Origin of the sequence: Longimycelium tulufanense (genome assembly GCF_014645795.1) — a bacterium.
Classification (GTDB): Bacteria; Actinomycetota; Actinomycetes; order Mycobacteriales; family Pseudonocardiaceae; genus Longimycelium; species Longimycelium tulufanense.
Genome location: NZ_BMMK01000042.1, coordinates 1 through 13,345, shown reverse-complemented (window position 1 = coordinate 13,345; position 13,345 = coordinate 1). Strand labels below are relative to the sequence as shown.

The window sequence follows — 13,345 nt, the reverse complement described above, 5'->3', positions numbered from 1 at the left end:
CTGTTCTCTCCATCCGGACGGACATCACCCGACTGGCGGGCGCTCGAGTGGTGGAGATCGGTCACCACACGCCATTCTTGCTGCGTACAGCCGTGCAGGTGATGACATGGTCACCGGACCGGCCCGACCCCGTGCGGAAGGTGAACGTCCCAGGTGGAAGAACAGCTCCAGCAGCACTACGACCGGCTTGCGGACACCTACAACGAGACATGGGGCCACCGCCCCGCCTACCTGGACTGGATGGCAGACCACATCCGCCGTCGGCTGCTCCCCCGCCCCGGTGGGTGGATGGCCGACATCGGCGCCGGTACCGGCCTGTTCCTGCGCCGCCTGCTGCCGTTTGCCACCGAGCACACACCCCTGGTGTGCATCGACCCCTCGGCGGCCATGCTGGCGCGTCTGCCCCGCGACCCTCGCCTCCATCCCCTGCAGGCCACGGCCGAGGACGTGGCGGCCGGACGGGTGGCGTTGCCGTGTCCGGCCTTCGACACCATCCTGATCAAGGAGGCTGTCCACCACTTCGCCGACCTGGACCAGACCCTGACCGGCCTGGCCAACCGGCTGGCGCCCGACGGTCGCATCCTGGTCGTCGCGACCCCGGTGAAGCTCGACTACCCGCTGTTCCGGGCCGCCTGGGAACGCTTCGCGGCCCTGCAGCCCGAGGCGGAGACGGTGGCCGCCGCGCTGCGCCGGGCCGGGCTGACGGTGACCACCACCGTGGAGGAGTTCCCGGTGACCATCGAGCGGGAGCGGTGGTTGCAGCTGGTGGCCAACCGCTGGATGTCGGTGCTGTCCACCTTCTCCGACGAAGAGCTCGAGCGTGGCTTGGCCGAGATCGCCGAGCAGAACCCCGCGGACCCGCTGGAGTTCACCGACCGCTTCGTGTTCACCCTCGGCCACCGGACTTCGTGACCGTGTGAGCCGGCCCTGGTCGACATGTCCGCCGGGGCCCGGGCCAGCGGACACCCCGGTGGATGGTCCAGTATGGACTATCCACCGGGGTCGGCCGGAAAGCCCCGGGAACGGGGACTCGCTCGCTCAGCTCCCTTGTGGAGGAACGACGACCGTGCCCCGGGCGCGGGTGACCACCAGCGGTTCGGCCAGCACCTGCGCCGCGGAGGGCCCGCGGTCCGGGGTGGACCGGCACACCACCCGCGCCTCGAAGCTCAAGCCGCGGGACCGGGTGCCGATCCGGGTGAGCGTGGCGGTGGCCTCGATGACGTCACCGGCCAGTACGGGGGCGACGAACTCGACCTGGTCGTAGCCGGCGAACAAGCCCTCGTCGCCGTCGGTGTGAATGCACAGCTCGGTGGCCACGTCACCGAACAGGCCCAGGCTGTAGGCGCCGTCGACGAGGTTGCCGCCGTAGTGAACGTGCGCATGTGGCACGTACCGACGGTGAGTGACGGAGAAACCTTCCACCAGGGAACTCACACCAGCGCCTTTCGTTGCGTCGTCAGGGCGTGCACGAGGTAGCTGGCCACCTCGCCGGGGGTGGTACCACGGCCGAACACGCGGTCCACGCCGAGCTCGTCGGCCATCCGCGGGTCGAAGCGGGGACCACCGGCCACCAGCAGCGGCCGCCGCTCCCCCATCGCCTCCCGGAAGGCCGCGGCCATCTCCCGGGTGTTGAGGATGTGTGCGTCGCGCTGGGTGACCACCTGGGATACCAGTACAGCGTCGGCCTTGTCCGCACGGGCCCGCTTGACCAACTCGGGCACCGACACCTGCGCGCCGAGGTTGACCACCTTCAGCTCGCGGTAGTACTCCAGTCCCTTCTCGCCGGCGAAGCCCTTGATGTTGAGGATGGCGTCGATCCCGACGGTGTGGGCGTCGGTGCCGATACAGGCGCCGACCACGACGAGCTTGCGCCGCAACGCCTTCTTCACCGCGGCATTGATCTCGCCGGGGGTCAGCAGCGGGTACTCGCGTTCCACGACGTGCACCTCGTCGAGATCCACCAGGTGCGTGACCGACCCGTAGACCACGAAGAAGGTGAAGTCGGTGCCGATCGGGTGGGAGTGCACGACCAACGCCGGGTCCAGGCCCATCTTGGCCGCCAGCTGCTGGGCAGCGCCCTCGGCGTGGGGCCCGTGCGGAATGGGCAGGGTGAACGACACCTGCACCATGCCGTCGCCGGTGGTGTCGCCGTAGGGCCGCACGTACCGCCTGCGGTTCTCGCGGGCGGCGGGTGTGACGTCGGGACGGTCTCCGTCGAGGGTCATGGTCATCGCGTGGCCCCTTCCTCGAGCAGGTCCACGGCCGGGTTGCAGTAGTCCTCGGCCTTCTCCACCACGCCGTCGTGGCCCTTGCCGCCCTCGGCGGGACGGCGCATCAACCCGAAGGTGCCGTCGGCGATGGCATCCAGCAGCCCGTCGTCGACGATGCGCTCCAACAAGTCGACCGCTTCGGAGAGCACCTGCTGGGCACGCTTGGCGATGAACCCATCCGGTTCGGGCGTGAAGTCCTCGGCGAGCTTGCCGGCCGCGTTCAGCACGTAGCGCACGTTGGCCAGGGCCAGGTCGCGGTCGGACAAGAACGGGGTCACCACGGCCTCGGTCATCATGCCGACCAGCAGGATGCTCTGTCCGGTGAGGACACCGGCGAGGTTGAAGAACCCGTCCAGCAGATAGCCGCGGAACACGTCGCCGGTCATGTGCTTGGTGGGCGGCATCCACTTCAACGGGGCGTCCGGGAACAGCGAGCGGGCCAGCAACGCGTGCGCCAGTTCCAGCCGGAACGACTCGGGCAGCTCGGGGTTGATCTCGAAGGCGTGTCCCAGCCCCAGCTGCCCGTCGGCCAGCCCGGCCTCGTGCGCGAAACGCTCGTTGAGCAGCTGGGACACGGTGACGGTGTGGGCGGCCTCCACCGCGTCGGCGGTGGTGAGGTAGTTGTCCTCGCCGGTGTTGATGATGATTCCGGCGCGGGCGTGCACCTGCCGGGAGAAGCGCTGGTCGACGAAGGTACGGATCGGGTTGATGTCACGGAAGAGGATCCCGTACATGGAGTCGTTGAGCATCATGTCCAGCCGTTCCAGGCCGGCCAGCACCGCCATCTCGGGCATGCACAGCCCGGAGGCGTAGTTGGTGACCCGGATGTAGCGGCCGACCTCCTTGCTCACCTCGTCCATGGCGGCCCGCATGATGCGGAAGTTTTCCTGCGTGGCATAGGTACCGGCGAAACCGTGGTGGGTCGCGCCCTCGGGGACGTAGTCCAACAGCGACTGTCCGGTGGAGCGGATCACCGCGATGATGTCGGCACCGGCGCGGGCGGCGTTGGCGGCCTGCACGACGTCCTCGTCGATGTCGCCGGTGGCCACGATCAGATAGATCCACGGCCGCTGCGGCGGATCGCCCCAGCGCGCGATGAGCTTGTCCCGCCGGGTACGGGCGCGGTCCACCTGGCGCAGCCCACGCGCGATCGCGGTGCGCGCGGCCCGGGCCGCCCGGGTGCGGGCGCGTCCGGTGGGGACGGTGAAGCGGACCTGCCCGGCTGCGGTGGCCTCGGCCAGCTCGGTGAGGCTGGCCAGGTCGTGCTCGGCCAGTGCGTGGAAGGCCGGCACCGCCACCCCGTGCTGCAGGCCGCAGTGCTCGCGCACCGTGTCCACCACCCGGTTCACCCACGGCACGTCGCCGGAGCGGTAGGTGGTGTCGGCGCCGGTGATGCCGGCCAGCCGCAGCGCGGCCCGCTCCACCGCAACGGTGGTGTGCGCGCGGGCCAGAGCGATCACCGGGTCGGCAGCGCGGGCCGCCATCTGCCGGGCCCGCCGCACCAGCCCCGGGTCCAGCTCCAGCACGGTCATGTCACCGCTCCTCCCGTTCGTAGATCACCCGCCCGCGCAGCACCGTGCGCCGGCAGCGGGGCAATGCCACCCCGGGTTCCAGCACGGGCAACGCCGGCACCCGCGAACGCGGGTCGGTCGACCAGCGCCGCACCCGCGCGTCCGGGGCGGCCACCACCAGGTCCCCGGCGTCCCAGACCGCGTAGGTGGCGGGGGCCCCGGGCAGCAATGTGCCGGTCGTCCCGTCGTCCACGCCCGCCGCGCGCCACCCGCCCCGGGTGTGGGCGGTGAAGGCCGCCCGTGGGGACAGGCCCGACCCGGTGGTGCGGTGGTGCACCGCCGCGCGCACGGCCGCCCACGGGTCGAGTTCGGTCACCGGGGCGTCGGAGCCCAATGCCAGTGTCACGCCGTGGGCGGCCATCGGAGCCCACGGATTGAGGCTGCTGCCGCGCGGCAGCCCCAGCCGCTGGGCGTACATGCCCTCCGCACCGCCCCAGGCGGCGTCGAACAGGGGCTGGACCGAGGCGACCACGCCCCAGGCGGCCAGGCGGGCGGCCTGGTCGGCGGTGATCATCTCGACGTGTTCCAGGCGGTGGTGTGCCGCGGCCAGTGCGGGGCGCCCGACCACCTGCTCGGCGTGGGTGAATCCCTCCACGACCTCGGTCATCGCGGCGTCGCCGATGACGTGGAAGCCGGCCTGCACGCCGGCGCGGGTGCACTCCACGACGTGGTCGGTGATCTCCGCGGCCTTCAGGTACAGCGCCCCGCAGGTGTCGGGGGCATCCGCGTAGGGCTGGTGCAGGGCCGCGGTGCGCGAGCCGAGTGCCCCGTCGACGAACAGGTCGCCGGCCAGGCCGTGGGCGCCCAGGGCACGGGCAGTCTCCCACCCGCCGATCTCGCCCCAGTAACCGACCACCTCGGGCAGGTCCCCGGCCCGGGCCAGCGCCAGCAGCGCGGCCAGGTCCTCGGCGCCGGAGATCTCCGGGCCGGCGCACTCGTGCACGCAGGCCACCCCGTGCGCGGCGGCCCGACGCAGGAACGCCCGTTGGGCGGTGCGTCGCTGGACGTCGGTGAGCGCGGCCAGGGCGGCGCGCCGCACCTCGTGGTGGGCCTGGCGGGACAGTGGGCCCTCGGCGGCGAAGCCGGCGGCCTGGCCGGCCCGGGGGGCGCGTTCCCGCAGCGCGGTGCTGGCCAGCGCGGAGTGGACGTCGATCCGCGACAGGTACACGGCGGCGCCGTTGGCGGCCTGGTCGATCTCGGCACGCGTGGGTGGGCGACCCTCCGGCCAGGCGGTCTCGTCCCAGCCGTGGCCCCACACCGGCTCGCCGGGATGGGCGTGCACGTGGGTGCGCAGCCGCCGCAGGCACTCGGCCAGCGAGGTGCATCCGGCCAGGTCGAGGCCGGTCAGCTGCAGCCCGGTGGCGGTGGCGTGCACGTGGGCGTCGACGAAGGCCGGCGCCACGAACGCCCCCTCCAGCCACACCACCTCGTCGGCGTCGGGGTGCAGGGCCTGGCCAACCGTGTCCTGGCCGACCCAGGCCACCACCCCGTCCACCACGGCCATCGCGGTGGCGTCGGGGGCGGCCGGGGAGTAGATCCGGCCCCCGAGCAGCAGCGTGGTCTTGCGGCCCATCGTCGTCACATCCGTCACGCCTGCGGAGTCTGCCGTTCGCGGGCGGCGAACACCGTGCGCACCCCCGGCTCGGTGCGCACCAGCTCCAGGGCGAACGCCGCGTGCCCGGGGGTGTAGCCGTTGCCGATGAGCAGCTCGACGTCGGCGGCCAGGCCTTCGGCGCCCAGTGCGGCGGCCGGGAAGGAGGTGGACATCGAGAAGAAGACGACGGTGCCACCGTCGGCGGTGGCCAGGATCGCGCCGTGCTCGCAGCCGGCCACGTCGACGCACACGACCGTGACGTCGACCTGGTCGCCGACGGCCTCCAGCACGGCGACTGGGCTGCGGGCGTCGGCGACGACGACCTGGTCGGCCAGCCCGGCTTTGCGCACCAGCGCGGCCTCATCCTCGGTCGGTACCACGGCCAGCAGGTGGCGGGCGCCGGCGCGGCGGGCCGCGGCCAGCGACAGTGAGCCGGACTTGCCGCCCCCGCCCAGCACGCACACGGCGGGGGCGGTGCCGCGTTCGGCGGTCTTGCGGCGGACCACCCGGTCGGTGAGGGCGGGGGCGCCGCAGACGTCGAACACCGACAGCGCCAGCTCGTCGGCCAGGTCGGTGGGCAGGACCGCGGCGATCGAGCGGCCGAACAGCACCGCGGTGCCCGCGCAGGGCACCTGCTCGGAGGTGCCGTCCCAGCGGGCCAAGCCGTCGGTGATGCGCAGCGGGGTCAGGGTGAGCGAGACCAGGGTGGCGATGCGGTCGCCCACCTGCAGGCCCAGGGGGGAGTGCGGGCCGACCTCGCGCACGGTGCCCAGCAGCATGCCGCCCGAGCCGGTCTCGGGGTTCTGCATCTTGCCGCGCTCGTCGACGATCTGCAGCACCGCGTGCCGGATGGCGGCCCCGGTGATGTGGGCCTCCCGCAGCTGCCGGTAGGAGGCCGCGTCGAGGTTGAGCCGCTCGACGTCGACGATGACCTCGTCCGGCCAGGGGCGGGGGTCGGGGTCCAGCCGCCAGGCCTGCTGCGGCAACACCCCGGTCGGTTCCAGCACCCGGTGCAGGCCGTAGGGAGAGGGAGCGCCCGCGACCCGTGCGTTGTGCGTCAGGACCGAGTCCGTCACGCCAGCCTCCGAAATATTTACGTCAAAGCGGGTTAGTGGCAGCATATCTTTACGCCACCTTGAGGGCTAGGAGCAGATATGACTGTCGTTCACGAAGCACCGACCACCCCGGAGTACACCCGCACCACGGTCTCCGAGGCGATCGCGCGCACCGGACACCAGCCATACGAATACGCCCGACGGGAGCTTGTCGAGCCCGACTGGCGACGGTTCCCCGGCTGGCGTGACGTCACCGTGGCCCAGTGGCGGGACGCGCAGTGGCAGCGGGTCCACTGCGTCAAGAACGTCCGACAGCTTCGTAACGTGATGGGCGAACTGCTCACCGAGGACTTCTATGCGGACCTGGTGGCCGACCAGGAGCAGATGGCCACCATGTCGATGCTGCTGCCGCCGCAGATGCTCAACACGATGGCCTGCGGCACCGACGTCGACACCGGTGACCCACGGGCCTTCACCGCCGCCTTCTACGCCGACCCGATCCGCCGCTACATGCTGCCGGTGCGCTCCGACCGCGCCACCGACTGGCCCAGCCACCCCTACGCCACCCGCGATTCCTTGCACGAAGCGGAGATGTGGGTGGTGGAGGGTCTGACCCACCGCTACCCCACCAAGGTCCTGGCCGAGCTGCTGTCGACCTGCCCGCAGTACTGCGGACACTGCACCCGCATGGACCTGGTGGGCAACTCCACCAGCCAGGTCGACAAGCACAAGCTGGGACTCAAGCCGGTCGACCGGCAGGAACAGATCCTGGACTACCTCAAGCGCACCCCCGGGGTGCGCGACGTGGTCGTCTCCGGCGGGGACGTGGCCAACGTGCCCTGGCACCAGCTCGAGGCGTTCCTGATGCGGCTGCTGGACGTCGACACCATCCGCGACATCCGCCTGGCCACCAAGGCACTGGCCGGTCTCCCCCAGCACTGGCTGCAGCCACGCGTGGTGGAAGGTCTCGAACGGGTCGCGCGGACCGCGCTCCGGCGGGGGGTCAACCTGGCGATCCACACCCACGTCAACCACGTCAACTCGGTGACACCGCTGGTCGCCGAGGCCACCCGCACGGCGCTGGAGGTGGGCGTCCGCGACGTGCGCAACCAGGGCGTGCTGCTCAGAGGTGTCAACGCCACGCCCGACGACCTACTGGACCTGTGCTTCGCACTGCAGGGCGAGGCCAACATCCTCCCCTACTACTTCTACATGTGCGACATGATCCCCAACGCGGAGCACTGGCGGACCGCGGTGTGGGAAGCCCAGATCCTGCAGCACGCCATCATGGGCTACCTGCCCGGCTACGCCACCCCGCGGATCATCTGCGACGTGCCCTACGTCGGCAAGCGCTGGGTGCACCAGGTCGCCGAATACGACCGCGAACGCGGCATCTCCTACTGGACCAAGAACTACCGCACCCACATCGAACTGGACGACCCCGAAGCCCTGACCCGCCACTACCCCTACTACGACCCGATCCAGACCCTGCCCGAGACCGGCCAGGACTGGTGGCGCCACCACGGCCAGGACTGAGAACACCGGGCGTGGTGGGCGGGGCGAGATACCCGTCCACCACCCCCACCCAGGGGCGTACCGGCGAGATCACCCGATCTTCTCGTTACCCCTGGTCAGAGCCCGTCCCGACCCGACCGGACCCAACCTCCGATGTCCCAGCGATGTCCCAGAAAGTCTATTATGGACAGTCTGTTGTGGATGATTTAGGGGTGGGCGAGAGCCACGCTCCACCGCCCGTCGACGGGCTCTGCTGGGCTCCCCGCACGACGGCCACGGAAGAACGACTCTCCGACCGGAGAAACACGTCCCCGCCCCATCGTCACCGGTTCAAGAAACATTTGCTCGATTCGAAACGTGTATGCGACGACACGACCGAGCCCCTACCGGGGTGCGGACCCGGCAGGGAGCCAGCCCCCCTCCCGCCGCTGGCGCCAGAACGGTTCGAGACATGTTCTTCGAGCCCCGGTTGTCACCGCCGCCTTCCCCGCAGCACCACCCGGCACACGCCTCAACCGGCGCCCCGGGAACGGGGAGACAACGACGCCTCTTCCTCCGCGGACACACGCTGACCTGACGGATCTGCTGACCTTCTCTCGGCAGAGTTCGGTAGGCCGGACGTCACCCATTGTCACGGGGCGGCCATTGGGGAAACTCCCGTGCGAGACGCTGAACCGGCCGTCGTCGCGCCAGGGCTGTCGGCGCTACGGTGCCGCGCCTCGCGAACCCGGACACCGAACTCGGGGCGTTCCCAATGATATTTGCATTCCCTACGTGCCCGCGCCACCGAAATGCCGACACTCGCCCAAGCCGCCTCGAGGCACTCGCGATGATCGACATTGCCGAAGGCCGTCACGTGCCGCCCCTCCCCCACGGCGCACCACTCCCATTGACTGTGTCGGGGTCGCGACAAACACGCACGGCCCTTCTGTTCTGTCTGTGTCTGTGCCGACGAGTGCGGTGCCCACCTGTCCCGCCGTGACGCCACCCATGATGGGCTGCGCCGCGGCCAGAACACACGCAGCGCCCATATCGGGCCGGAATTCGTGCCGACTACAGTTCGCCGCGAAGCCCAGGCTCGCCGAAGGCGTCGGGCCGCAACAGCCCAACGTGACAGCCAACCGTTCCGGTAGCACTCGGTGGTCACGGCATCGCTGCTCGGACGGAATGGGAGTTCGCTCGCCGGTCTCGCGAAATGTGCCGTCGCACCAGCTCCACCGGACTGCGGTGATCGCCATGCCGCCGATCTGCTCCAGTGAACACGGACTTGTGCGAGAAGTCGACTCCAGACCACAAGACCGGAAAAGCTGTTGCCGACGCAGCGCAGGCACGGAAATGTGGCCCACGGCGCCCGGCCCCACTGGTCTATAGCAGCCGGAAAACGGCGCTGAACGGCCGCTTCCTCGGCAGCGATGCCGCACGCCTACCGCTCCCACAGACCGAGAAATCACACCACCGCAGATGTAACAATGATCATACTGCGACTTGGGCGTGTCGCATCTCCTTCCGACGGCGGTTCAGCCGGGAGTCCAGCACCGCCGAGTTCCCCACGATGAGCAGTTGGGTATAACCACGCTGGTAATCGCGGACATCCTTGCCCGGGTCGTAATCGAGCGCAGTTTGCGGCGGCCGGCTTTGCGCAGGCCGGCGGGGCCGCCGCAGCGGGCGAGGAGCTCCAGCACCGCGGGGTGGGTGATCTTGGGTCCCAGGATGTGTTCATCCAGGGCGGGGTGGATGCCGGTGAGCAGCCCGCGGATGCGGTTGGTCAGGCGGGTGGTCTCGGCCGCGAGGTCGTCGTCGAAGCCGACCAGGACCTCGAGCTCGGCCAGGGCCTCGTCGCCGACGTCGACCCGGCGCGTGGGGCAGGGTGCCGGCCGCATCGGCGATGACGTAGGCGTCGCGGGCGTCGGCCTTGGCGGTGCCGGGGTAGAGGTCGGCGATGCGTCTCATCGCCAGCCCGGGCAGGTAGGCTACCGCTCTCCCTGCCCCTTCTGCTGCCTCGGGCGATCCTGGACCACGACTGCAGGCCAACGCCGCCCAGCGCGGCTAGATGACTTATGCGGAGGGGTGCCGGGGGCATGAAGCGAGGGTGTCCATGATCATTGTGTGACGACGACCTGGACACCCTCGCCACCGCACTGTACGTCAGGACCGATGACCTGCTGCGCCAGCACCCCGAATGGGCGCCGTGGCGCCCGGCGATCGGTCTGCAGCCTCGGCTGACCGATGCCGAACTGGTCACCCTGGCAGTGATGCAGGCACTGCTCGGTTTCACCTCCGAGGCCCGCTGGATCCGCCACGCCCACGCTCATCACGACGATGATCCGGGTGTTGGCCATCGACACCACGTTGTGGACCGACGACGTGTGGGTGGTCGACTCCACCCCGGTGGAGTGCGGCCGCTCCCGCCCCACCGTGACGCGCTCGGACCTGGCCGGCTGGGCCGAGTACGGCTACTGCGCCTCCCATTCCCGCTTCTTCTCCCGGCCTGCGGCTGCACCTGGTCTGCACCCTGGGTGGGCTGCCGGTGGCCTTCGCCCTCACCGGCGCCAAAGCCGACGAACGCCAGACCCTGCTCGCCATGCTGCACGCCGACCCCGACCTGGCCGGTGCCCGGCGCGGCCAGATCCTGATTGCGGACAAGCACTACTACGGTAAGGACTTCGAGCAGCAACTGGCCGGGGCCGGGATCATCCTGCTGCGCCCGGCCCGCAAGGGCGAGCCCGCCCGGCCCGGCACCCGACTGTTCACGCCGCTCCGCCAGACCATCGAATCCATCAACCAGACCCTCAAGGGCCACCTTGATCTGGAACGACACGGCGGCCACACCCCCACCGGCGTGATCGTGCGGGTGCTGCAACGCATCCTCGCGTTGACCGCCGCGGTCTGGCACAACGACCACACCAGCGCCCCGGTCCACCGCTCACTCACCGCCTACGACCACTGACCCAACCTCCGCATAAGTCATCTAGGCGCGGGTTGAGCTGCTTGGCTTCGATTGGCGTGATGACTGATTTTCCCCTTGGCGCACGGTCAACCGTGACCGCAACCGACTTGTTGTTAGGGTGGTGGTTGGTGATTATTTTTGTCGACACTGAAATTATTGGGTACAACAAGTTCCGAGTACGGCAGCCCGCACCCCGACCCACACCCCTGTTGATGAGGTCCCCTCCCGGAGATCGGGTACAGGTGTGGGAACGGGGTCAGGCCGCGGCTGGGATGTCGACCGGTGAGGCTCACGATGGGGCGTGGTGGAGTGCGACGTAGGCGGTGGATCGTCCGATCTTGAGGGTGCGGGCGGCTTCCCACGGAAATCAGCGGTCTCCTAGTCCCCGTCGGGGATCAAGGGCGAGCTGGACAAGGTCCGGTTCCTGCGCGGCATGGGCGTGGACGGCCTGGATGTGTCGGTGATCCCGGAGGCCCGGCGTCGCCAGTTGGCCGGCATCGGCCGCCGGTAGGCGACTGGACAGCCGGCATGGCCGGTCCCGCGTGCCAGGCCGCGAGCGTCAGGACCAGGCCCCAGCCCTCGCTCGCCATCCGCGCCTCGTCCTCGACGGACACCCGGTAATGCGCCCTACTCCGGCGCCTGGAAGCCGCCGATCTTCTGCTCGAGCAGTTCGGCCAGCCGCAGTGGGGTGCGGTCCTCGAACATCGGGCCGATGAGCTGCGCTCCCACCGGCAGGCCCTCGGGGGACCGGCCCGCTGGTATGGCGGTGGCGGGCAGGCCGGGCATGGTGGCCAGACCGGCCCAGACGAGTTGGTCGAAGTACGGGTGCTCGACGCCGTCGATGTCGAGCCGACGCCGCATCGGATCGGGGTTGTGGTCGTGCGGGAACGCGGGAGTGGGCGTGATCGGGCACACCACGGCGTCGAACTCGGCGAAGAGCTGCCGCCAGCCGTGGCGGTGGAGCTCGCGATGGTTGTTCGCCTCGATCCAGTCGCGGTGGCTGAACACCATGGCGCGCAGCCGCGCCGCGTCGAGGCTCTGGTCGTCCGCGCTCAGTCCGGCGGCGCGGGTTCGCAGCTGCCCGTGCGCTTCGACGGGGAAACGCGCGACGGAGCCCGAGAACAGCAACTGCGTGTAGAGCGTCGCGGCCTCGGCCAGGTCGGGCAGCAGCCGACTGTGCCGTTGGACGCGGGCGCCGCCGTCGGCGAGCGCGTCGGCCACCCGGTTCACGCCCGCCCGCACAGCGGACCCGGTCGGAATGAGCGGATGCTCGTCGACGACCAAGACCCGGAAGTCGCCGAGCCGCTCGTGGCGCGCGGGCGGCAGCGTCAAGTCGTGCGCCTTGCCGAGCGTCAGTGGGTCCGGTCCGGCCATGACGTCGAGCAGGAGCGTGAGGTCGCGGGCAGTGCGCGCCATCGGACCGACGACGGCGAGGTCGAGGTCGACCGGCAATGGCGGTGCCGGCGGCGCGACCATGCCGCGGGTTGCCGCCAGTCCGAGTGTCGGCTTGTGCGCATAGATGCCGCAGAAATGCGCGGGGGTGCGCAGCGAACCGGCGAGGTCGGAGCCGATGGACAGCGCGCAGAATCCGGACGCCAGGGCCGCCGCTGATCCGCCGGAGGATCCGCCCGGCGTGCGATCGTGATCCCACGGATTGTTGGTGGTGCCGTAGATCTCGTTGAAGCTCTGGATATCTTGCAGCCCCAACGGCACATTGGTCTTACCCAGCACCACCGCGCCCGCGGCCTTGAGCCGCGACACCTGTACCGCGTCCTCGGCCGGCACATAGTCCCGGTGTTGCGGCATGCCCCAGTTCGTGGGCAGCCCGGCGATGTTGTAGGACTCTTTGACCGTCACCGGAATACCGAGCAGCGGCCGGTCCTCGCCGCGGGCGCGTGCCTGGTCTGCGCCGCGCGCGGCGGCCCGCGCACGGTCGAAGTCCGGCACACAGATCGCGTTGATCACCTTGTCGTCGCGCTCGATACGGGCAATCGCCTCGTCGGTCAGCTCCACCGAGGTCACTTCACCGGCACGCAAGGCAGCCGCGAGCTCTTCGGCCGTCTGAAAACTCCACTCCATGAATCCGACCCTATTGGCCTCTGGAACAGGTCATAAAATGCCGATTCGCACAACGGGACAGATGTCTCAACTCATAACGCGGCCGCCACGGCGGCCGCCCCACCGCCACCGACCAGGACATGAAACACACCGCCATCCGCCCCCACCGCGAGGGCGTGCCCGTCCCGGAGATCGCCACCCGCCTGGTGATCCGCACCGGCAAGAACCGCGGCCGCAACCCCAGCGTCGCCACCGTCTACCGACTCCTCGGCTGTCCCGCGTCAAGTTTTTGGCTCAGTTTTCCTTGTCTGAAAGTTGTGTCTTCTGGTCTTGGT

The 13,345-nt window shown here is 70.0% G+C and carries 8 protein-coding genes and 3 pseudogenes; 4 read left to right on the top strand and 7 right to left on the bottom strand.

What is annotated here, in order from left to right; all coding sequences use genetic code 11:
- The first annotated feature begins 153 nt into the window (after positions 1–153).
- Positions 154–912: a class I SAM-dependent DNA methyltransferase gene (locus IEY55_RS27590; protein WP_189061490.1), complete on the top strand. Its 759-nt coding sequence runs from the start codon at positions 154–156 to the stop codon at positions 910–912.
- A 126-nt stretch (positions 913–1,038) separates the two neighbouring features.
- On the opposite strand, the gene kal is transcribed toward IEY55_RS27590, so the two are convergent.
- Genes kal through kdd form a run of 5 tightly spaced genes read right to left on the bottom strand, consistent with a single transcriptional unit; the run spans position 1,039 to position 6,511 of the window.
- On the bottom strand, positions 1,039–1,422 hold the full coding sequence (kal, locus tag IEY55_RS27585; protein ID WP_505735184.1) for a 3-aminobutyryl-CoA ammonia lyase: 384 nt from the start codon (positions 1,420–1,422) through the stop codon (positions 1,039–1,041).
- An 8-nt stretch (positions 1,423–1,430) separates the two neighbouring features.
- The gene (gene kamE / locus IEY55_RS27580; RefSeq protein ID WP_189061488.1) at positions 1,431–2,231 is read right to left on the bottom strand and encodes a lysine 5,6-aminomutase subunit beta; all 801 of its coding nucleotides are present in this window, start codon (positions 2,229–2,231) and stop codon (positions 1,431–1,433) included.
- Positions 2,228–3,802, bottom strand: a complete 1,575-nt coding sequence (kamD, locus tag IEY55_RS27575) for a lysine 5,6-aminomutase subunit alpha (RefSeq protein ID WP_189061487.1) — start codon at positions 3,800–3,802, stop codon at positions 2,228–2,230. The genes kamE and kamD overlap by 4 nt, the downstream gene beginning before the upstream one ends.
- A 1-nt stretch (position 3,803) precedes the next feature.
- A complete protein-coding gene (locus IEY55_RS27570) occupies positions 3,804–5,414 on the bottom strand; it encodes an amidohydrolase (protein WP_189061513.1) in 1,611 nt (536 codons plus the stop codon).
- A gap of 14 nt (positions 5,415–5,428) precedes the next feature.
- A complete protein-coding gene (kdd, locus tag IEY55_RS27565; protein ID WP_229686811.1) occupies positions 5,429–6,511 on the bottom strand; it encodes an L-erythro-3,5-diaminohexanoate dehydrogenase in 1,083 nt (360 codons plus the stop codon).
- 78 nt (positions 6,512–6,589) lie between these two features.
- On the opposite strand from kdd, the gene IEY55_RS27560 reads away from it, so the two are divergent.
- The gene (locus IEY55_RS27560) at positions 6,590–8,026 is read left to right on the top strand and encodes a KamA family radical SAM protein (protein WP_229686810.1); all 1,437 of its coding nucleotides are present in this window, start codon (positions 6,590–6,592) and stop codon (positions 8,024–8,026) included.
- 1,595 nt (positions 8,027–9,621) lie between these two features.
- Here the strand turns inward: IEY55_RS27560 and IEY55_RS27555 are convergent.
- Positions 9,622–10,000: pseudogene (locus IEY55_RS27555) on the bottom strand (IS110 family transposase); the annotation flags it as partial.
- Positions 10,001–10,107: 107 nt separating this feature from the next.
- On the opposite strand from IEY55_RS27555, the pseudogene IEY55_RS33130 reads away from it, so the two are divergent.
- Positions 10,108–10,952: pseudogene (locus IEY55_RS33130) on the top strand (transposase).
- Positions 10,953–11,579: 627 nt separating this feature from the next.
- Here the strand turns inward: IEY55_RS33130 and IEY55_RS27545 are convergent.
- Positions 11,580–13,031 carry an amidase gene (locus IEY55_RS27545; protein ID WP_189061486.1) on the bottom strand — a complete coding sequence of 484 codons (1,452 nt, stop codon included), beginning with the start codon at positions 13,029–13,031 and terminating at the stop codon, positions 11,580–11,582.
- Positions 13,032–13,150: 119 nt separating this feature from the next.
- On the opposite strand from IEY55_RS27545, the pseudogene IEY55_RS32335 reads away from it, so the two are divergent.
- Positions 13,151–13,345, top strand: a pseudogene (locus tag IEY55_RS32335) (hypothetical protein); the annotation flags it as partial.